The organism is Streptomyces sp. NPDC051664 (genome assembly GCF_044453545.1).
GTDB lineage: Bacteria > Actinomycetota > Actinomycetes > Streptomycetales > Streptomycetaceae > Streptomyces.
In genome coordinates this window covers 193,073-211,564 of record NZ_JBITCU010000004.1, presented here as the reverse complement: position 1 = coordinate 211,564, position 18,492 = coordinate 193,073, and the positions used below count along the sequence as shown (strand labels likewise).

Genomic DNA, 18,492 nt, shown 5'->3' with positions numbered 1-18,492 from the left:
CCCCGGCGTCCGTCAGTAGCGGTACTGCTGTTCGTTGTAGCCGCTGTCGTAGGTGTTCGGGTACGGTGCGGGCTGCTGCTCCGGCGGGTACTGCTCGCCCTCGCGCTGTTGGGGCACCCAGACGCCGCCCGGCGGGGTCTCGGAGGTGTACTGCTGGGCGTAGGGGTCTGCCGGGTACTGCTGCTGGTTGCCGTAGCTGTCGTAGCTCGCGTAGGTGTCGTGCGCGCCGTACTGCGAGGGGCCGCCGGTGGTGCCGACGTACGGGTCGGAGTACGCGGCGTACTGCTGCTGGCCGGTGCCGTAGTCGTACTGCCCGGCGTAGCTGTCCTGCCCGGCGTAAGTCTCCTGCCCGGCGTAACTGTCCTGACTTGCGTACGCGTTCTGGTCGGCGTACACGCCCTGCCCGCCATAGCTCTCCTGGCCGGGCACGCCGCTGTACGTGGAGTAGTCGGTGTACGGGTCGTACGCACCGTACTGGGGCTGCCCCTGAGCCTGCTGGGACTCCTGCTGCGGGACGGGATCGGTATAGATGCCGTACTGCCCGGTGTCGTCCGGCAGCGGTTCCGGCTCGTAGACGGCGGCCGCCGGCGCGGGTGCGGCGTTCTCCGCCTCGTCCTCGCCCTCCCGGTCGTACCCCACTTCCAGGTCCGACACCTCGAGCGTGGGCTCCCGGCGGGTGTCCCGGTCACCGCTGCTTCGACGGCGACGGCTCTCGCCCGGGCTGCCCCCTATGGCCCAGCCGGTCGAGAAGCCGCGCCGGAAGGAGAGCGTGACGTACGTCTGGCCGATGGCGAACGCGATCGCTCCGACGGCGATGACGGGCACGGACGGCATCAGCACGCCGACGACCACACCGGCGAAGCCGGTGAAGGCGAGCAGACGCCAGCGCAGCCGCGCCTTGTACTGCAGGAGCACCTCGCCGAGCAGCCACAGCGCCACGATGCCGAACGCGATGTAGAGGACCGTCCAGCCCATGCCCGCCCCCATTTCTACGGCCGCCGCCCGGGATCATGGCGGGTACGGCCGGTCACGACTGCTTGTGCAGTCCGAGATTCTCGTAGATTTCGAGCGTTGCCGTCGAGTTGTTGAGCGTAATGAAGTGCAGCCCGGGCACACCCTCGGAGCGCAGCCTCGCGCAGAACTCCGTCGCGAACTCGATGCCAATGGAGCGTACAGCGGCTGCGTCGTCCTTGACGGCAAGGATGCGGTCTTTCAGGGACGAGGGCAGCGTCGCGTTGCTGAGCTGCGGAAACCGCTCCAACTGCTTGACGCTGGTGAGCGGCATGACCTCGGGGATGACGGGCGTGTCGCAACCCGCAGCAACCACGCGGTCACGCATCCGCAAATAGTCGTCCGGATCGAAGAACATCTGCGTGATCGCATAGTCGGCACCCGCGCGGCACTTGTCCACGAAATGCCGGATGTCGGTGTCCCAGTCGGTCGAGCGCGGATGCATCTCGGGAAATGCCGCGACCCCGACGCAGAAATCGCCGGATTCCTTGATGAGCCGGACGAGGTCGGCCGCGTACCGCACACCCTCCGGGTGCTCGACCCACGCGCCCATCGGGTCGCCCGGCGGGTCGCCGCGCACGGCGAGGATGTTCCTGATCCCGGCGTCGGCGTACTGCCCGATCATGTTGCGCAGTTCGGCGACGGAGTGGTTGACGGCCGTGAGGTGCGCGACCGGGGTGAGCGTGGAGTCGGCGGCGATCTGCTGGGTGGCTCTGACCGTCCCGGCCCGGGTGGAACCACCGGCCCCGTACGTCACGGAGACGAAGCTCGGGCCCACCGCCTCGACCCGGCGCAACGCATTCCAGAGATTACGCTCGCCCTTCTCGGTCTTGGGCGCCCAGAACTCGAACGAATACGAAGTCTTGCCGGTCGCCAGCAGCTCACGCACGGTGCGTGCGTGATCCGTCCTGGTAGAGGGAGTGCCAAGGGCCATACTGCAGATTAACCAGGGCGCGACGGTCCCCCAACCGGACCAGCGGCAATTGCCCGAATTGACTGGTGGTTTGTCCACCCTTCGGACAGTCCTCCGACCTGCTCCGGATGACCTGTGATTTCCGTGACGCGCCTGTCAGCCGTCGGCGCGCGCCCTGATCCGCTTCGTCAGCTCCGCGGTGGCCGCCACCGGGTCGTCGGCCTCGGTGATCGCCCGTACGACGACGACCCTGCGCGCTCCCGCGTCCAGCACCTCGTCGAGGTTGCCCGCGTCGATCCCGCCGATGGCGAACCAGGGGCGCGGCTGGGCGAGAGAGGCGGCGTACCGCACGAGGTCGAGGCCGGGGGCGTGCCGGCCGGGCTTGGTGGGGGTGGGCCAGCAGGGTCCGGTGCAGAAGTAGTCCACGCCGGGCTCGGCGACGGCGGCGTCGACCTCGGGCTCCGCGTGCGTGGAGCGGCCGATCACCACGTCCTCGCCGATGATGGCGCGGGCGGCGGGGACCGGCAGGTCTCCCTGGCCGAGGTGGAGCACGTCGGACCCGATGGCGTGGGCGACATCGGCCCGGTCGTTCACGGCGAGGAGCTTGCCGTGGCGTCGGCAGGCGTCGGCGAGGACCGCGAGGTGTTCGAGCTCCTCGGCCGCCTCCATGCCCTTGTCGCGCAGCTGGACGATGTCCACCCCGGAGGAAAGCACAGCATCGAGGAAGGCGGGCAGGTCGCCCTGGCGCCTGCGGGCATCCGTGCACAGATAGAGCCGGGCGTCGGACAGCAGCTCGCGAGGCGTGGGCATGGCGAGGTTCCCCCTTGATACAGCTGTACGGAATTCAGCGGTACGACACGGTCGGGCTGGTACAGCGGTGCGGCGTGCTGCGAGGGTACGGGCCGGGCCGTTCGGAACGGACCGTGCCCGTACCCCGCGTGCGGTTGTCCCGGTCAGACGGCGAGCGCCTGGGCGCGGCGCTTCACCTCCGTGCCGCGATTCTCGCTCAGCGCCTGCGCGGGGGTACCCGGCAGGGTCGGGTCGGGAGTGAAGAGCCACTCCAGCATCTCTTCGTCGGTGTAGCCGTCGTCCCTCAGGAGCGTCAGGGTGCCGGAGAGGCCCTTGACCACCTTGTTGCCGTCGATGAAGGCAACAGGCACCTGGAGCGTCCGGTTCTCACCACGTCGTACGGCGATGAGCTGGCCCTCCTTGACCAGCTGCCGCACGCGCGTCACCTCGACATCGAGCATTTCCGCGATGTCGGGAAGGTGGAGCCAGGCGGGGACGAGAGCATCAATCTTTGCGTCAATCTCGGTCACGGGGTCAAGCGTGCCATCCCGGACCGACAGTCGGCACGCGGACCCGACCGGACGGGGGTCGACCCAGTGCCCGCAAGGGCTCCGGAACCCCTCCGGGCGTGCCGCTACGGGGCATCGGCCCTGGCCGACTTCAGCGGTACGGCGGGGTCGGCTGCCCGCACCGGATCCAGCCGTGCCCCCGCCTCGATGAGTTTGCGCCCCTGGGCCAGATCGCGCGGCCGCCCGACGGCGAGGACGGCGACCAGTGCGCCGCCCCGCAGCCAGCACACGGACCAGGCGGGATCGGCCGGGTCACCACGCCAGATCAGGGTGTCCGCGCCCCCGTGATGGCCCGCGTACTGCACGAACCGGTCGAACTGCTCGGACCAGAAGTACGGCACGGGGTCGTATGCCAGGAGCTGCGACGCCCCGTCCGCACCGGCACCGATGATGTTGGCGGCGGCGGTCCGGGGCCCTTGGACGGCGTTGTCCCAGTGGTGGACGAGGAGCCGTGTGCCGTACCTCGCGGAGGGGAAGGAGGCGCAGTCCCCGACCGCATACACATCGGGCAGCGAGGTGCGCAGCGCGGCGTCGGCGGTCACCGATCCGTCCGGACCGAGGGCGATGCCGGAGCCGGCCAGCCAGCCGGTGGCGGGCCGGGCGCCGATCCCGACGACCACCGCTCCGGCGGCAACCGTGCGGCCGTCCGCGAGGACCACACTGCCGGGCTCGATCCGGGCCACCGGGGCGCCGGTGAGGAGTTCGGCGCCGCTCTGCGCGTACCAGCGGGCCATCGGGGCAGCGACCTCGGCGGGCAGGACGCCCGCGAGCGGCCGTTCGGCGGCCTCGACGACGGTGACCTCGCAGCCCGCGGCGCGGGCTGCGGTGGCGAATTCGGCGCCGATCCAGCCCGCGCCGACGACCACGACGGTGTGCTGCTGGTCGAGGACCGGCCGTAGCCGTGCGGCGTCGTCGAGGGTGCGCAGCAGATGGACGCCGGGCACCCCCTCGGAGCCGGGCAGCACCACCGGTTCGGCGCCGGAGGCGATGACCAGGACGTCGTACGGTACGGGGCCCGTCAGGGTGTCCAGTTCGTGCGCGTCGGCCCGTACGCCGGTCACGTCACGGCCCAGTTGCAGCTCGATGCCCAACTCTTCGAAGTCGATGTCGAAGGCGGAGCCTTCGGCCGTGCCGAGCAGCACCGCCTTGGACAGCGGGGGCCGGTCGTACGGCTGGTGGGGTTCGGCACCGATCAGGGCGACCGGGCCGGTGAAGCCCTGTTCCCGCAGGGCCACCGCGGTCTGCACGCCGGCCATGCCCGCACCGACGATGACGACGCGGCGCTCTGTCCGCCGGCCAGGCTGCTCTGTCTGCTGTTCGCTCACCTGTCCACCTTAAGCATCTGACGAACCATCAGGTTGCGAGTTCCTCGACCACGCTCGTCCCGCTGCCCTCCTGCGACTCCCCTTCCCAGCGCTCCTCCAGCCGCACCCGGCCGTCCGCAAGGCCGACGACGGTGGAGACGCAGTGTCCGCAGGAGGTCGATCCGTCCTGCTTCAACTGGACGTAGCGGAAGTCGAGTCGATCGCCGGTGCGAGTGCCGACGAGATGGCCCCGGACCACGTCCCCGCCCGCGTAGTCGGCCCAGATCGCGCCCTTCTCCTCGTGGTACGTGAAGCGGGTCCGGGTGCCGACCTGACCCGGCGCCTGGTCGGCGACCGGCGAGAGGACAAGTCCGTCGAGTGAACGGGCCACGGTGGCCGCTCCCTTACTGGGGCCGGGTGACGGGGTTTAGGGTGGCCGACGTAAGACACTCGCGGGAGCCCGGACGCACCGGGCTGAGAGGGAGGCTGGGCGGCCTCCGACCGTACGAACCTGATCCGGGTCATGCCGGCGAAGGGAGGGGCTGGACGCCCATGCGATCCTCCGGGAGCACATCAGCAGACGGATCCGGCGTACCCGGATCCGACGTCCTCGTCATCGGGGGCGGAATCATCGGTCTGGTGACCGCCTGGCGGGCGGCGCAGCGCGGCCTGCGCACCGCGGTCGTCGACCCCGACCCGGGCGGCGGTGCTGCCCGGGTCGCGGCCGGAATGCTCGCCGCCGTCACCGAACTCCACTACGGCGAGCAGATGCTGCTCGGTCTCAATCTCGCCTCCGCCGCGCGCTACCCGGCCTTCGCGGCCGAACTGGAGGCGGCGAGCGGCCAGGACATCGGCTTCCGGGCCTGCGGCACCCTCGCGGTCGCCCTGGACTCCGACGACCGCGCCCATCTGCGGGAACTGCACGCGCTCCAGCACCGTTCGGGGCTGCAGTCGGAGTGGCTCACCGGCCGCGAGTGCCGCCGCCTGGAACCGATGCTGGCGCCGGGTGTGCGCGGCGGTCTGCGGGTCGACGGCGACCACCAGGTCGACCCCCGCCGGCTGGCCGCCGCCCTGCTGACGGCCTGCGAACGGGCCGGGGTGGTCTTCCACCGCGACCGGGCGGAACGCCTCGTGGTGGTGCGGGACCGGGCAGCCGGAGCCGTACTGGCAGCCGGCACGGAGCTCGCAGCCGACCGGATCGTGCTCGCCGCGGGCAGCCTCAGCGGACGGCTCGCGGGGCTGCCGGACGAGGTCGTGCCGCCCGTCCGGCCGGTGAAGGGGCAGGTGCTGCGGCTGACCGTGCCCGCCGTGTACGCGCCGTTCCTCACCCGGACCGTACGAGCCGTGGTCCGCGGCAGCCATGTCTATCTCGTCCCGCGCGAGAACGGCGAGTTGGTCGTCGGCGCCACCAGCGAGGAGATGGGCTGGGACACCACGGTCACGGCGGGCGGGGTGTACGAGCTGCTGCGCGACGCCCACGAGCTGGTGCCCGGCATCACCGAACTGCCGCTCACCGAGACCCGGGCCGGCCTGCGCCCCGCCTCCCCCGACAACGCCCCGCTGCTCGGCCCCACCGCCCTGCCGGGCCTGTATCTCGCCACCGGCCACCACCGCAACGGGGTGCTGCTCACCCCCGTCACCGGCGACGCCATGGCCGAGCTCCTGACCACCGGCGAGCTGCCCGCCGTGGCCCGCCCGTTCACCCCCGGGCGGTTCGGGCCCGCCGTACCGCCGCCCGCCGCGCCCCCCGCCACCGCCTCCGCACGTCAGGAGCAGCCCGCATGACCGACTCCGTCGCGCTCTCCGTGTCCGTGAACGGCGACCCCCGCTCGATCGCCGCCGGCACCACCCTGGAAGCCCTCGTCGCCACCCTCACCGCTGCGCCCTCCGGCGTCGCGGCCGCCGTCAACGAGACCGTCGTCCCCCGCAGCCGGTGGTCCACCGCCGCGCTCGCCGACGGCGACCGGATCGAAGTTCTCACCGCGGTCCAGGGAGGCTGACCATGTCCGACGATCTCTTCACCCTCGGCGACACGACGTTCGGCTCCCGGCTGATCATGGGAACGGGCGGGGCGCCCAGCCTCGACGTGCTGGAACGCTCGCTGACCGCGTCGGGCACCGAGCTGACCACCGTCGCGATGCGCCGCCTCGATCCGACCGTGCAGGGTTCGGTGCTCTCCGTGCTGGAACGGCTCTCGATCCGCGTCCTGCCGAACACGGCGGGCTGCTTCACCGCGGGCGAGGCCGTGCTGACCGCGCGGCTGGCCCGCGAGGCGCTGGGCACCGACTGGATCAAGCTGGAGGTGGTGGCCGACGAGCGGACCCTGCTGCCCGACCCGATCGAGCTGCTGGACGCCGCGGAGACGCTGGTGGACGACGGCTTCACCGTCCTCCCGTACACGAATGACGACCCGGTGCTGGCCCGGAAGCTGGAGGACGTGGGATGTGCGGCGATCATGCCGCTCGGCTCCCCGATCGGCTCCGGTCTCGGCATCCGCAACCCGCACAACTTCCAGCTGATCGTCGAGCACGCCCGGGTACCGGTGATTCTCGACGCCGGCGCCGGGACCGCATCGGACGCGGCGCTCGCGATGGAGCTGGGGTGCGCGGCAGTGATGCTGGCGTCGGCGGTGACCCGGGCGCAGGAACCCGAGCTGATGGCGGCGGCGATGCGGCACGCGGTGGACGGCGGACGGCTGGCCTACCGCGCGGGCCGGATCCCCCGGCGCCACTTCGCCGAGGCGTCGTCACCGATGGAGGGGCGGGCTGCGCTGGACCCGGAGCGGCCCGCGTTCTGAGCACTCGTACGCACGCGGAGCGCACGGTGCCGCAGGCGTGTGACGCACATGTCCCTGTCACGGCTCGGCTGCAGTACGGACCCGGGATCGCCCGGCCCGTCAGCCATGTCCTCGGCGGCTCGTAGACTCGCTCGTGTGGATACGACCCTCCAGGACCCTTCCCCGGCCTTCGGCCAGGGAGACCCCATCGTCGGGCAGCTGCTCGACGGCCGCTACCGCGTCGATGCCCGCATCGCCGTGGGCGGGATGGCCACGGTCTACCGGGCCATGGACACCCGGCTCGACCGGGTTCTCGCCCTCAAGGTGATGCACCCGGCCCTCGCGACCGACGCCTCGTTCGTCGAGCGTTTCATCCGCGAGGCCAAGTCCGTGGCCCGGCTCGCGCACCCCAATGTGGTCGCTGTCTTCGACCAGGGCGCCCAGGGGGCGTACGTCTACCTGGCGATGGAGTACGTGGCGGGCTGCACGCTGCGCGACGTCCTGCGTGAGCGCGGCGCCCTGCAGCCGAGAGCCGCGCTGGACATCCTGGAGCCGGTCCTCGCCGCGCTCGGTGCCGCACACCGGGCAGGCTTCGTGCACCGCGACATGAAGCCGGAGAACGTCCTCATAGGGGACGACGGCCGGGTGAAGGTCGCGGACTTCGGTCTCGTACGGGCCGTGGGTTCCGACACCAACACCACCGGAACAATCCTCGGCACCGTCTCCTATCTCGCCCCCGAGCAGATCGAGCACGGTACGGCGGACACCCGCACCGATGTGTACGCCTGCGGCGTCGTGCTGTACGAGATGCTGACGGGCGCCAAGCCGCACACCGGCGACTCCCCCGCCCAGGTCATCTACCAGCACCTCAGCGAGGACGTGCCGACGCCCTCGACCGTTGTCCCGGGGCTCGCGGCCGAGCTGGACGAACTCGTCGCGAGCGCCACCGCCCGCAACCCCGAGGCCCGTCCGTTCGACGCCGTGGCCCTGCTCGCCGAGTCCCGAACCGCGCGGGCCGCGCTCAGGGACAGCCAACTGGACGCCGTACCACCGCAGGCCCTCGCCGAGGCACACACCGACGCCGAGGACCGGACGAGCGTGATCCCCCGGGTGCTCCCGGTCGGCCAGGGCATCGCCCATCACACCAGCCGGCTGGAGATGCCCCCGCCGCTGCCGCCCGAGCCGGCGAGGGGCGGGCCACGGCACGGAGGGCCGCGGCGCGGGATGCTCGCTGCGATCGTCGCCGTGCTGCTGGTGCTGGGGGTCGGCGCCGGTGTCTGGTACATCAACTCGGGACAGTTCACCCGGGTCCCCTCGCTGCTCGGCCAGACCGAGAAGGCCGCCCGCGAGCGGCTCTCGGACTCCGGCCTCGAGCTGAAGGGCGTCGAGCGGGCCTACAGCGACAACGTCGACCGCGGCAAGGTCGTCAGCAGCGACCCGAAGTCGGGCGCCCGTATCCGGGGCAACGGATCGGTGAAGATCGTCGTCTCGCGCGGCCCCGAGATCGTGAAGGTCCCCGACGTCCGGGGCACCGGGCTCACCGAGGCCAGGCGAGCACTGAAGAAGGTGGGTCTGGTGCCCGGCATGGTCACCAAGGAGTTCAGCGAGGACATCGGGCAGGGCGAAGTGATCCGTACGGATCCCGGAGCCGGCGCGGAGCGCCACCCCGAATCCGCAGTCGCCCTGGTCGTCAGCAAGGGCAGCCCGGTCGACGTCCCCGACCTGACCGGGCTGTCGGTCCAGGAGGCCACCGACGCGCTGGACGAGGAAGGCCTGAAGGCCGAGGTGCTGCCGGGCCGGGTCAATTCGCCCGAGGCCGCGGGCGACATCGCGCGCCAGTCACCGGGCGGGGGCACCCAGGCAGCCGAGGGCGACACCATCACGCTCACGGTCTCCAAGGGCCCGCGGATGATCGATGTCCCGGATGTCACCGGCCAGGACGTCGACGAGGCCACGCGCCTGCTGAAGGCCGCGGGCTTCGACGTCAAGGTCGACCGCCCGTTCCTCTCCTTCAGCGACACGATCGCGAGCCAGTCGGTCGACGGCGGCGACCGGGCCCCCGAGGGCAGCACCATCACCATCAAGACCAAGGGACTCTAGATCCGTATGCGCAACCCAGTCGGCGGCCATGTCCCGGTGGCCGGCGGCCTCGCCAAGGTCGGCCTGCCCTACGCCCGCGAGATGGGGGCGGAGGCCGTCCAGGTCTTCGTCGCCAATCCGCGCGGCTGGGCGACACCGGCCGGGAACCCGGCGCAGGACGAACAGTTCCGCGCCGAGTGCACCGCCGAGTCGATACCGGCGTACGTCCACGCCCCGTATCTGATCAACTTCGGCTCGCACACCGAGGCGACTGTCGAGAGGTCCGTGGAGTCGCTCCGCCACTCCCTGCGCCGGGCCCGCGAGATCGGCGCCCTGGGCGTCGTGGTGCACACGGGCTCCGCGACCGGTGGCCGGCCGCGCGCGGAGGCCCTGGCCCAGGTGCGTACGCACATGCGGCCGCTCCTCGACGAGCTGACCCACGACGACGACCCGTTTCTGCTGCTGGAGTCGACCGCCGGACAGGGGTTCTCACTCTGCTCACGGACCTGGGACTTCGGCCCGTACTTCGAGGCGCTGGACGCCCACCCCAAGCTCGGTATCTGCCTCGACACCTGCCACATCTACGCGGCGGGCCACGACCTGGCGGGCCCGGCGGGCATGAAGCAGACCCTGGATCTGCTGGTGGAGACGGTCGGCGAGGGCCGGCTGAAACTGATCCACGCCAATGACTCCAAGGACGTGGTGGGAGCCCAGAAGGACCGGCACGAGAACATCGGCGCCGGGCACATCGGCGAGGAGCCGTTCCAGGAGCTGTTCTCGCATCCGGCGACGGCCGGGGTGCCGCTGGTCATCGAGACGCCGGGTGGCAAGGAAGGCCACGCGGCGGATGTGGCGCGGCTCAAGGAGCTGCGCGACCGGGGCTGAATTCGCGAAGGCATGAGGAATACCCCCAGGGGGTATGCGGTTCCTGTATGGGGAGGGAACCGCTACCGGCATTGGGGGATCGCCATGCAGCACGACACGCGCGACGAACAGTACGAACAGCAAGGCCGGCACGAGCACCACGAGCACCACGAGCACCACGAGCACCAGGGCCACAACAGCCGGCACGCAGACCACACAGGCCGTTCAGCTCACGCCGGCCACACGGCGCACGCCCCCGGCGCGGCCGGCTGGTCCATGGCGGCCCGCGCCACGCTGCACTGCCTCACCGGATGCGCCATCGGCGAGATCCTCGGCATGGTGATCGGCACCGCGCTCGGCTGGGGCAACGCGGCGACGACGATCCTCGCGATCATCCTGGCCTTCGCATTCGGCTACACGCTGACGCTGCGCTCCATCCTCAAGGCCGACGTCGACTTCCGTACGGCGATCCGGGTCGCCCTCGCCGCCGACACCGTCTCCATCGCGGTGATGGAGCTGATCGACAACGGTGTGATCGCGCTGTGGCCGGGCGCCATGGACGCACAGCTCGCCGACACACTGTTCTGGGGAGCCCTCGCGCTGTCGCTGGCCGTCGCCTTCGCCGTCACCACACCGGTCAACAAGTGGATGATCGGCCGCGGCAAGGGGCACGCGGTGGTGCACCGGTACCACCACTGAGGGCGGGCCCACAGCGACCGGGCCCGACGGGTCAGAGCTCGGGGCCGTCCCCGGGCTCCTCCTGGTAGGAGTAGCGCTGTTCCTTCCACGGGTCGCCGAGGTTGTGATAGCCGCGCTCCTCCCAGAAGCCCCGGCGATCGGCGGTCATGTACTCGATGCCCCGGACCCACTTGGGCCCCTTCCAGGCGTACAGATGCGGTACGACGAGACGCAGCGGGAAGCCGTGCTCAGCGGTGAGCAGTTCACCGCCCTGGTGAGTGGCGAAAAGTGTTCGGTCCGAGGTGAAGTCGGCAAGCCGCAGGTTCGAGCTGAATCCGTATTCGGCCCAGACCATCACATGGGTGACCTGGGGCGAGGGCGGCGCGAGTTCGAGGATCGTACGGGCGAGGACCCCGCCCCATTCGGCACCGAGCATGCTGAATTTGGTGACGCAGTGCAGATCGGCGACGACCGAGGAGAACGGCAGGGCCGAGAACTCCTCATGGTTCCAGCAGTGCTTCTCGCCGTCCGCCGTGGCTCCGAAGACCCGGAACTCCCAGCGGTCGGGCTTGAACTTGGGAACGGGCCCGTAGTGGGTAACCGGCCAGCCGCGCTGCAGTCGCTGTCCCGGCGGAAGCTCGGACTGCTCTGATTCGCGGTATTCCCGGCTTTCCGGCTGACCCATGACTCCATGGTGACAGACAGGCAGGGGTGGTCATGACCAGGGCAGAGGCGATTAAGGCAAACCCTACTAAGCGTGTACTTACTGGACGGTGGATGGGTGCGGTGCGAGGATGCGGCCAACTTGCCCGGTTCACGGTTGGAAGGAGCCTCTGCGATGCAGGGCGACCCCGAGGTCCTCGAGTTCCTGAACGAACAGCTGACCGCCGAATTGACTGCCATCAACCAGTACTTCCTGCATGCAAAGATGCAGGAGAACTTCGGCTGGACGAAGCTGGCGAAGTACACGCGCTCCGAGTCGTTCGACGAGATGAAGCACGCCGAGAAGCTGACGGACCGCATTCTCCTTCTCGATGGACTACCCAACTACCAGCGACTCTTCCATGTGCGGGTGGGCCAGACCGTCACGGAGATGTTCCAGGCCGACCGCCAGGTCGAGGTGGAGGCGATCGATCGGCTCAAGCGCGGGATCGAGTTGATGCGCGGCAAGGGCGACATCACGTCCGCAAATATCTTTGAGTCGATCCTTGAGGACGAGGAGCACCACATCGACTACCTCGACACCCAGCTGGAGCTGATCGAGAAACTCGGTGAACCGCACTACATCGCGCAGCAGATCGAGCAGCCGGACAGCTGAGGTCCCGAGCCTCCCGAGCCCTGAGTTCAGGCCGCGTCGGGGAGCCGGATGCCCGGGACTCTGCCGGGAGCGGTGCCCGGGACTCTGCCGGGAGCGATGCCCGGGGCCCTGCCGGGAGCGATGCCCGGGGCCCTGCCCGGGTCGGCATCGGGGTCACCGGGCTCGAGCGGCTGCTCGGGGACGCCACCGGGGGTCAGCTTCTGCTCGAGCAGCGCGCTACGAGCGCACGAGCCGCGGCCCAGCATCGCCTGGATCCTGCGGACACAGCCGCCACAGTCCGTGCCCGCCTTGCAGGCGTTGGCTATCTGGCGGGGGGTGCACGCCCCGGCGTCCGCATGCTCCTTGACCTGCTGCTCCGTAATGCCGAAGCACGAGCAGACGTACATGCGGTTCACCTCCCGACGGGATCGATCGTTGGCGCCGTCCCGACTGATCGGTGAGGCTAACCTAACCTTACCCGGCGCTCCTCTCCCGTAAAGCCCCGGTACGACTGTGGGGCACGGATCACATCGATCCGTGCCCCACAGTCGTACGTGCGGTACCTGCGGTGACTGCCCTACTGGTCCCGGTACATCTCGGCGACCAGGAAGGCCAGGTCCAGCGACTGGCTGCGGTTGAGGCGCGGGTCGCAGGCCGTCTCGTAACGCTGGTGCAGGTCGTCCACGAAGATCTCGTGGCCGCCGCCGACGCACTCGGTGACATCGTCACCGGTGAGCTCGACGTGGATGCCGCCCGGGTGCGTACCGAGGCCCTTGTGCACCTCGAAGAAGCCCTTGACCTCGTCCAGGACGTCGTCGAAGCGACGGGTCTTGTGGCCGGAGGCCGCCTCGAAGGTGTTGCCGTGCATCGGGTCGGTGACCCAGGCGACGACCGCACCGGAGGCGGTGACCTTCTCGACCAGCGCGGGGAGCTTGTCGCGGACCTTGTCGGCGCCCATGCGGACGATGAAGGTCAGCCGGCCGGGCTCGCGTTCCGGGTCGAGGTGTTCGACGTAGCCGAGCGCCTCGTCGACGGTGGTCGTCGGGCCCAGCTTGATGCCGATGGGGTTACGGATCTTCGAGGCGAACTCGATGTGCGCGCCGTCCATCTGACGGGTGCGCTCACCGATCCAGACCATGTGGCCGGAGGTGTCGTACAGCCGGCCGGTGCGCGAGTCGGTGCGGGTCAGCGCCGACTCGTAGTCCAGCAGCAGTCCCTCGTGCGACGAGTAGAACTCGACCGCCTTGAACTCGGCCGGGTCCGTGCCGCACGCCTTCATGAAGTTCAGCGCGTTGTCGATCTCGCGGGCCAGCGCCTCGTAGCGCTGACCGGACGGGGACGACTTCACGAAGTCCTGGTTCCAGGCGTGCACCTGGCGCAGGTCGGCGTATCCGCCGGTGGTGAAGGCGCGGACCAGGTTCAGCGTGGAAGCGGATGCGTGGTACATCTGCTTCAGCCGCTCAGGGTCCGGGATCCGGGCTTCCTCGGTGAAGGCGAAGCCGTTGACGGAGTCGCCGCGGTAGGTCGGCAGGGTGACGCCGTCGCGGGTCTCGGTCGACTTGGAGCGCGGCTTGGAGTACTGGCCGGCGATCCGGCCCACCTTGACGACGGGCACGGAGGCCGCGTAGGTCAGGACGGCGCTCATCTGGAGCAGCGTCTTCAGCTTGGCCCGGATGTGGTCGGCGGACACGGCGTCGAAGGCCTCGGCGCAGTCGCCGCCCTGCAGCAGGAACGCCTCGCCCTTGGCGACGGCTCCCATGCGGGCGCGCAGCTGGTCGCACTCGCCCGCGAAGACGAGCGGCGGATACGACGCGAGGTCCGCGAGTACATCGCGCAGAGCCTCGGCATCGGGGTACTCGGGCTGCTGCGCCGCGGGAAGGTCTCGCCAGGTGTTGCCACCGGCGACGGAGGTATTGGCGTTCACGGTCACATCCACAACATTACGGGGTCTCGTGGGGCACTCATCCGTAGGCTCAACAGATGAGACGCGCGTCTGGACCGGTGGACGTCCGGTAAGGTGCGGAACATGTTCGCGCAGACACATCAGAACTGGTGGTGGACCGCTCATCCGGCGGCCCACTGATTCATCGCGCGACAGACCACGCGAAGGCCGCCCGAGGGGCGGCCTTCTCTGCGTTTCGGGAGCCGTTCCTCCATCCGGAAGGAACACCTCATGCCCGACCCCACCGAGCTCGTCGTCCAGCGGCTCCTGACGGACGACTGCCCGCCCTTCGCGCTGCTGCGCAGGCGCACCCCCGGCCGTGATCACGACACCGTCGAGGTCCTGATCGGCCGGGTGCGGGAGGTGAACCGGCTCGCCGATCTGCCCGTCGGTCCGCAGCCGTCGCTCTCCCTGGTGCCGTTCCGGCAGATCGCCGAGCGCGGTTTCGACGTGCGCGACGACGGGACACCGCTGTCCGTGTTGGTCGCGGACGAGACGTACGAGCTGCCGCTCGCCACCGTGCTCGACGTGCTGCCCACCCATGACGTGCAGGTCGAGGGCGGGGCCTTCGACGTGCCCGACGAGGAGTACGCCGGGATCGTCCGGCGGGTCATCGAGGACGAGATCGGACAGGGCGAGGGCGCGAACTTCGTCATCCGGCGTACCTTCCAGGGCGGGATCCCCGGATTCGGGCGGGCCGACGCGCTGGCGCTCTTCCGGCGGCTGCTGGCCGGTGAGCGGGGCGCGTACTGGACGTTCGTCGTACACACCGGCGACAGGACGCTGGTCGGCGCCAGTCCCGAGGTGCATGTGCGGATGTCCGGCGGGACGGTCGTGATGAACCCGATCAGCGGGACGTACCGCTACCCCGCCGAGGGGCCGACCGCCGAGAGCCTGCTGACCTTTCTCGGTGACCGCAAGGAGACCGAGGAACTCTCCATGGTGGTCGACGAGGAACTGAAGATGATGTGCACCGTCGGTGACATGGGCGGGGTGGTGATCGGGCCACGGCTCAAGGAGACGGCCCATCTCGCGCACACCGAGTACGAACTGCGCGGGCGCTCCTCGCTGGACGTACGGGAGGTGCTGAAGGAGACCATGTTCGCGGCGACGGTCACCGGCTCGCCCGTGCAGAACGCCTGCCGGGTCATCGAGCGGTACGAGCCCGGCGGGCGCGGATACTACGCGGGCGCGCTGGCCCTGCTGCGGCAGGAGCCGGGCGGGGCGCAGACCCTCGACTCGCCGATCCTCATCCGTACCGCCGACATCGCGGCCGACGGGCGGCTGCGGGTGGCGGTCGGGGCGACGCTCGTACGCCACTCCGATCCCGCGAGCGAGGTCGCCGAGACCCATGCGAAGGCGGCCGGGGTGCTGGCCGCGCTGGGGGTGCGGCCCGGGCGGCCACAGGCCGAGGGGACGCGTCCGCGGCTGGCCGGCGACCCGCGGGTGCGGGCCGCGCTGGACGCCCGACGGGACGGGCTCGCACCGTTCTGGCTGCGGATGCAGGAGCGTACGCAGGAGCTGTCCGGCCATGCGCTGGTGATCGACGGCGAGGACACCTTCACCGCGATGCTGGCGCATCTGCTGCGCGCCTCGGGCCTGGAGGTGTCGGTGCGGCGCTACGACGAGCCGGGACTGCGCGAGGCCGTCCGGGCGCACCTGGGCCCGGTCGTGCTGGGCCCCGGGCCCGGGAATCCGGCCGACACCGGCGATCCGAAGATGCGGCTGCTGCGCGAGTTCGCCGCGGAGCTGGTCCGGGACCATCGGCACGGGCTGCTCGGGGTCTGCCTGGGACATGAGCTGATCGCGGCGGAGCTGGGACTGGAGATCGTCCGCAAGACCGTGCCCTACCAGGGCGCGCAGACCCGGATCGAACTGTTCGGGCGCCCGGAGACGGTCGGCTTCTACAACAGCTTCACCGCTCGCTGCGATGACGAGACGGTCACCGAGCTGGCTGCGCACTCCATCGAGGTGAGCCGGGACGCGGCCACCGGGGAACTGCACGCACTGCGCGGGGACGGGTTCGCGTCGGTGCAGTTCCACCCGGAGTCGGTGCTGACGCTGCGCGGGGCGTCGATCGTCGCCGAGCTGCTGGCGGGGCTGCCCGTGCACAGCTGACGGCGTACGTGGGCGGGGCTCCGGAGGAGATCCGGGGCTCAGTCCTCACGGAGCGCGGGAACGAGGACGTTGTCGCTGCGGCGGCGGGCCAGGCAGCCGGACCTCGTGCTGTCCGGCGAAGGCCTTCTCGATCAGCTGCTTCTCGTCGGACTGCACACCGAATGCCAGGATTTCCATGATTTCTCCTGGAAGGCAGGGTGCGGGCCGGACGGCCGCGAATATACGGCCCGTACCCCTGCCGTGCTCAGCCGAAGAGACGCGCTCAGCCGAAGAAGACGCCGACCTCCGCGTAGAGCGCCGGGTCGACCGTCTTGAGCCGGGCGGTCGCCTCCGCGATCGGCACCCGCACGATGTCCGTGCCACGCAGGGCGACCATCACACCGAAGTCGCCGTCCCGGACGGCTTCGATGGCGTGCAGCCCGAAGCGGGTGGCCAGCCAGCGGTCGAAGGCGCTGGGGGTGCCGCCGCGCTGGACATGGCCGAGCACCGTGGTCCTGGCCTCCTTCCCGGTGCGCCGCTCGATCTCCTTGGCCAGCCATTCGCCGACGCCGGACAGCCGGACATGGCCGAAGGAGTCGTGGGATCCGTCCTTGAGGATCATCTCCCCCTCGGCGGGCATGGCGCCCTCGGCGACGACGACGATCGGGGCGTAGCTCGCCCGGAAGCGGGAAGTCACCCAGGCGCAGACCTGTTCGATGTCGAAGCGCTGCTCGGGGATGAGAATGACGTTCGCGCCGCCTGCCAGCCCGGAGTGGAGCGCGATCCAGCCCGCGTGGCGGCCCATCACCTCGACGACGAGGACCCGCATATGGGACTCGGCGGTGGTGTGCAGACGGTCGATGGCCTCGGTCGCGATGCCGACCGCCGTGTCGAAGCCGAAGGTGTAGTCGGTGGCCGACAGGTCGTTGTCGATGGTCTTGGGAACGCCGACGCACGGGATGCCGTAGTCGTCGGACAGGGTGGCGGCCACGCCGAGCGTGTCCTCGCCGCCGATGGTGACGAGCGCGTCGACCTCGTATTTGGCGAGGTTGTCCCTGATCCGGCGGACGCCGTGCTCCGCGTTGAGGGGGTTGGTGCGCGAGGAACCGAGGATGGTGCCGCCGCGCGGCAGGATGCCGCGCACCGCCGGGATGGAGAGCGGGACGGTCTCCCCCTCCAGCGGGCCGCGCCAGCCGTCCCGAAAGCCGATGAAGTCGTAGCCGTACTCCTGCACGCCTTTGCGGACGATGGCGCGGATGACCGCGTTGAGCCCGGGGCAGTCGCCGCCCCCGGTCAGTACTCCGACCCGCATGGAAGCATCCCTTCGCCGAAGTGAGCTCGCTACGACCACGCTAATGGTGATCCAGGTCACTCAGGGATGGGTCGGAAGGTCAATTCCCGCGCAATAAATCGGAGTTGATCACGGGCGTCGCCGAGGCGGAGCCGATCTCGGCGTTCCGGGTCTCAGGCGTCGTCGAGGCCGCGTTCGATCGCGTACCGCACGAGTTCCACCCGGTTGTGCAGCTGAAGTTTGCCCAGGGTGTTCTGGACGTGGTTCTGGACGGTGCGGTGCGAGATGACGAGCCGTTCGGCGATCTGCTTGTACGAGAGCCCCTTGGCGACGAGCCGCAGCACCTCGGTCTCCCGGTCGGTCAGCTGCGGGGCCTTCGGCTCGTCGGACGCGACGGGCGCCGGCTCGGAGGCCAGCCTGCGGTACTCGCCGAGCACCAGTCCGGCGAGGCCCGGGGTGAAGACCGGGTCGCCGGCCGCGGTCCTCCGCACGGCCTCGGTCAGCTCCTGCGTACTGGCCGACTTGAGCAGGTAGCCGGTGGCGCCGGACTTCACCGCCTCCAGTACGTCGGCGTGCTCGCCGCTCGCGGAGAGCACCAGGACCCGCAGGCCGGGGTGGGAGCCGACCAGCTCCTTGCAGACCTGGACGCCGGGCATTCCCGGCAGATTGAGGTCGAGCACCAGGACGTCAGGGGTGACGGCCCTCGCCCGGCGTAGGGCCTGCGGGCCGTCACCGGCGGTCGCCACCACGTCGAAGCCCGACTCGGCGAGATCGCGGGCGACGGCGTCGCGCCACATCGGGTGGTCGTCGACCACCATCACCCTGATCGCCCGCCGGGTGGCGCCCTGCCCGCCCGCCGCGCTCGTCGCGCCGGTCGTGTTC

The 18,492-nt window shown here is 70.3% G+C and carries 20 protein-coding genes, 1 pseudogene and 1 riboswitch; of the genes and pseudogenes, 9 read left to right on the top strand and 12 right to left on the bottom strand.

Translation table 11 applies throughout. From position 1 onward, the window contains the following. Positions 1-12 precede the first annotated feature (12 nt). The 6 genes from ACIA8E_RS10015 to ACIA8E_RS09990 form a co-directional block, all read right to left on the bottom strand. Positions 13-975, bottom strand: a complete 963-nt coding sequence (locus ACIA8E_RS10015) for a hypothetical protein (RefSeq protein WP_399296343.1) — start codon at positions 973-975, stop codon at positions 13-15. A 52-nt stretch (positions 976-1,027) separates the two neighbouring features. Continuing rightward, the gene (gene metF / locus ACIA8E_RS10010) at positions 1,028-1,945 is read right to left on the bottom strand and encodes a methylenetetrahydrofolate reductase [NAD(P)H] (RefSeq protein WP_399296814.1); all 918 of its coding nucleotides are present in this window, start codon (positions 1,943-1,945) and stop codon (positions 1,028-1,030) included. Between the two features lie 135 nt (positions 1,946-2,080). Next, on the bottom strand, positions 2,081-2,734 hold the full coding sequence (gene thiE / locus ACIA8E_RS10005) for a thiamine phosphate synthase (protein WP_399296341.1): 654 nt from the start codon (positions 2,732-2,734) through the stop codon (positions 2,081-2,083). 143 nt (positions 2,735-2,877) lie between these two features. Beyond that, positions 2,878-3,243 carry an Rv2175c family DNA-binding protein gene (locus tag ACIA8E_RS10000; protein ID WP_399296339.1) on the bottom strand — a complete coding sequence of 122 codons (366 nt, stop codon included), beginning with the start codon at positions 3,241-3,243 and terminating at the stop codon, positions 2,878-2,880. Positions 3,244-3,347: 104 nt separating this feature from the next. After that, a complete protein-coding gene (locus ACIA8E_RS09995) occupies positions 3,348-4,538 on the bottom strand; it encodes an NAD(P)/FAD-dependent oxidoreductase (RefSeq protein WP_399296812.1) in 1,191 nt (396 codons plus the stop codon). A gap of 97 nt (positions 4,539-4,635) precedes the next feature. Beyond that, positions 4,636-4,977 (bottom strand): hypothetical protein, encoded by a 342-nt coding sequence (locus tag ACIA8E_RS09990; protein ID WP_399296337.1) that lies wholly within the window; start codon positions 4,975-4,977, stop codon positions 4,636-4,638. A 51-nt stretch (positions 4,978-5,028) separates the two neighbouring features. Then, a riboswitch (TPP riboswitch) is annotated at positions 5,029-5,141 on the top strand. Between ACIA8E_RS09990 and thiO the strand changes: the two genes are divergently transcribed. From thiO to ACIA8E_RS09960, 6 genes are all read left to right on the top strand, one after another. Further along, a complete protein-coding gene (gene thiO / locus ACIA8E_RS09985) occupies positions 5,139-6,371 on the top strand; it encodes a glycine oxidase ThiO (protein ID WP_399296335.1) in 1,233 nt (410 codons plus the stop codon). Its footprint overlaps the riboswitch before it by 3 nt. Further along, a complete protein-coding gene (gene thiS / locus ACIA8E_RS09980; protein ID WP_389031596.1) occupies positions 6,368-6,586 on the top strand; it encodes a sulfur carrier protein ThiS in 219 nt (72 codons plus the stop codon). Before thiO ends, thiS begins: the two co-directional genes overlap by 4 nt. A gap of 2 nt (positions 6,587-6,588) precedes the next feature. Beyond that, positions 6,589-7,383, top strand: coding sequence for a thiazole synthase (locus ACIA8E_RS09975; RefSeq protein ID WP_313936887.1), 795 nt, complete (start codon positions 6,589-6,591; stop codon positions 7,381-7,383). Between the two features lie 135 nt (positions 7,384-7,518). Then, a complete protein-coding gene (gene pknB, locus ACIA8E_RS09970) occupies positions 7,519-9,462 on the top strand; it encodes a Stk1 family PASTA domain-containing Ser/Thr kinase (protein WP_399296333.1) in 1,944 nt (647 codons plus the stop codon). Positions 9,463-9,468: 6 nt separating this feature from the next. After that, positions 9,469-10,326, top strand: coding sequence for a deoxyribonuclease IV (locus ACIA8E_RS09965; protein ID WP_030972947.1), 858 nt, complete (start codon positions 9,469-9,471; stop codon positions 10,324-10,326). An 84-nt stretch (positions 10,327-10,410) separates the two neighbouring features. Continuing rightward, entirely contained in the window at positions 10,411-11,004 is a 594-nt protein-coding gene (locus ACIA8E_RS09960; protein ID WP_399296331.1) for a DUF4396 domain-containing protein, read from the top strand. 31 nt (positions 11,005-11,035) lie between these two features. Here ACIA8E_RS09960 and ACIA8E_RS09955 read toward each other — a convergent pair whose 3' ends face one another. Then, positions 11,036-11,668, bottom strand: coding sequence for a sulfite oxidase-like oxidoreductase (locus ACIA8E_RS09955; RefSeq protein WP_399296330.1), 633 nt, complete (start codon positions 11,666-11,668; stop codon positions 11,036-11,038). Positions 11,669-11,821: 153 nt separating this feature from the next. Between ACIA8E_RS09955 and bfr the strand changes: the two genes are divergently transcribed. Continuing rightward, positions 11,822-12,301, top strand: a complete 480-nt coding sequence (gene bfr / locus ACIA8E_RS09950) for a bacterioferritin (RefSeq protein ID WP_399296328.1) — start codon at positions 11,822-11,824, stop codon at positions 12,299-12,301. Positions 12,302-12,489: 188 nt separating this feature from the next. Here bfr and ACIA8E_RS09945 read toward each other — a convergent pair. Together ACIA8E_RS09945 and ACIA8E_RS09940 are read right to left on the bottom strand one after the other, a co-directional pair. After that, a pseudogene (locus ACIA8E_RS09945) lies at positions 12,490-12,687 on the bottom strand (bacterioferritin-associated ferredoxin); the annotation flags it as partial. Between the two features lie 170 nt (positions 12,688-12,857). Beyond that, positions 12,858-14,204, bottom strand: a complete 1,347-nt coding sequence (locus ACIA8E_RS09940) for a class II 3-deoxy-7-phosphoheptulonate synthase (RefSeq protein ID WP_327124510.1) — start codon at positions 14,202-14,204, stop codon at positions 12,858-12,860. Positions 14,205-14,306: 102 nt separating this feature from the next. Here ACIA8E_RS09940 and ACIA8E_RS09935 point away from each other — a divergent pair, with 102 nt between their 5' ends. Both ACIA8E_RS09935 and ACIA8E_RS09930 read left to right on the top strand, forming a co-directional pair. Next, positions 14,307-14,363, top strand: a complete 57-nt coding sequence (locus ACIA8E_RS09935) for a trp operon leader peptide (RefSeq protein WP_107063558.1) — start codon at positions 14,307-14,309, stop codon at positions 14,361-14,363. Positions 14,364-14,453: 90 nt separating this feature from the next. After that, positions 14,454-16,340, top strand: a complete 1,887-nt coding sequence (locus ACIA8E_RS09930) for an anthranilate synthase family protein (protein ID WP_399296325.1) — start codon at positions 14,454-14,456, stop codon at positions 16,338-16,340. Positions 16,341-16,385: 45 nt separating this feature from the next. Here the strand turns inward: ACIA8E_RS09930 and ACIA8E_RS09925 are convergent, their stop codons facing one another. From ACIA8E_RS09925 to ACIA8E_RS09915, 3 genes are all read right to left on the bottom strand, one after another. Then, positions 16,386-16,517 (bottom strand): hypothetical protein, encoded by a 132-nt coding sequence (locus tag ACIA8E_RS09925; protein WP_399296834.1) that lies wholly within the window; start codon positions 16,515-16,517, stop codon positions 16,386-16,388. An 85-nt stretch (positions 16,518-16,602) separates the two neighbouring features. Then, on the bottom strand, positions 16,603-17,631 hold the full coding sequence (locus tag ACIA8E_RS09920; RefSeq protein ID WP_313936897.1) for a 6-phosphofructokinase: 1,029 nt from the start codon (positions 17,629-17,631) through the stop codon (positions 16,603-16,605). A gap of 152 nt (positions 17,632-17,783) precedes the next feature. Then, complete coding sequence (locus ACIA8E_RS09915) at positions 17,784-18,428, bottom strand: response regulator (RefSeq protein WP_399296810.1); 645 nt, start codon at positions 18,426-18,428, stop codon at positions 17,784-17,786. Positions 18,429-18,492 lie beyond the last annotated feature (64 nt).

Bases quoted from the DNA above. Each gene is read 5' to 3' on its own strand.
- ACIA8E_RS10015 (WP_399296343.1), bottom strand. From the start codon at position 975: ATGGGCTGGACGGTCCTCTACATCGCGTTCGGCATCGTGGCGCTGTGG.
- metF (WP_399296814.1), bottom strand. From the start codon at position 1,945: ATGGCCCTTGGCACTCCCTCTACCAGGACGGATCACGCACGCACCGTG.
- thiE (WP_399296341.1), bottom strand. From the start codon at position 2,734: ATGCCCACGCCTCGCGAGCTGCTGTCCGACGCCCGGCTCTATCTGTGC.
- ACIA8E_RS09995 (WP_399296812.1), bottom strand. From the start codon at position 4,538: ATGGCCGGCGTGCAGACCGCGGTGGCCCTGCGGGAACAGGGCTTCACC.
- thiO (WP_399296335.1), top strand. From the start codon at position 5,139: ATGCGATCCTCCGGGAGCACATCAGCAGACGGATCCGGCGTACCCGGA.
- thiS (WP_389031596.1), top strand. From the start codon at position 6,368: ATGACCGACTCCGTCGCGCTCTCCGTGTCCGTGAACGGCGACCCCCGC.
- ACIA8E_RS09975 (WP_313936887.1), top strand. From the start codon at position 6,589: ATGTCCGACGATCTCTTCACCCTCGGCGACACGACGTTCGGCTCCCGG.
- ACIA8E_RS09965 (WP_030972947.1), top strand. From the start codon at position 9,469: ATGCGCAACCCAGTCGGCGGCCATGTCCCGGTGGCCGGCGGCCTCGCC.
- ACIA8E_RS09960 (WP_399296331.1), top strand. From the start codon at position 10,411: ATGCAGCACGACACGCGCGACGAACAGTACGAACAGCAAGGCCGGCAC.
- ACIA8E_RS09955 (WP_399296330.1), bottom strand. From the start codon at position 11,668: ATGGGTCAGCCGGAAAGCCGGGAATACCGCGAATCAGAGCAGTCCGAG.
- bfr (WP_399296328.1), top strand. From the start codon at position 11,822: ATGCAGGGCGACCCCGAGGTCCTCGAGTTCCTGAACGAACAGCTGACC.
- ACIA8E_RS09930 (WP_399296325.1), top strand. From the start codon at position 14,454: ATGCCCGACCCCACCGAGCTCGTCGTCCAGCGGCTCCTGACGGACGAC.
- ACIA8E_RS09925 (WP_399296834.1), bottom strand. From the start codon at position 16,517: ATGGAAATCCTGGCATTCGGTGTGCAGTCCGACGAGAAGCAGCTGATC.
- ACIA8E_RS09920 (WP_313936897.1), bottom strand. From the start codon at position 17,631: ATGCGGGTCGGAGTACTGACCGGGGGCGGCGACTGCCCCGGGCTCAAC.
- ACIA8E_RS09915 (WP_399296810.1), bottom strand. From the start codon at position 18,428: ATGGTGGTCGACGACCACCCGATGTGGCGCGACGCCGTCGCCCGCGAT.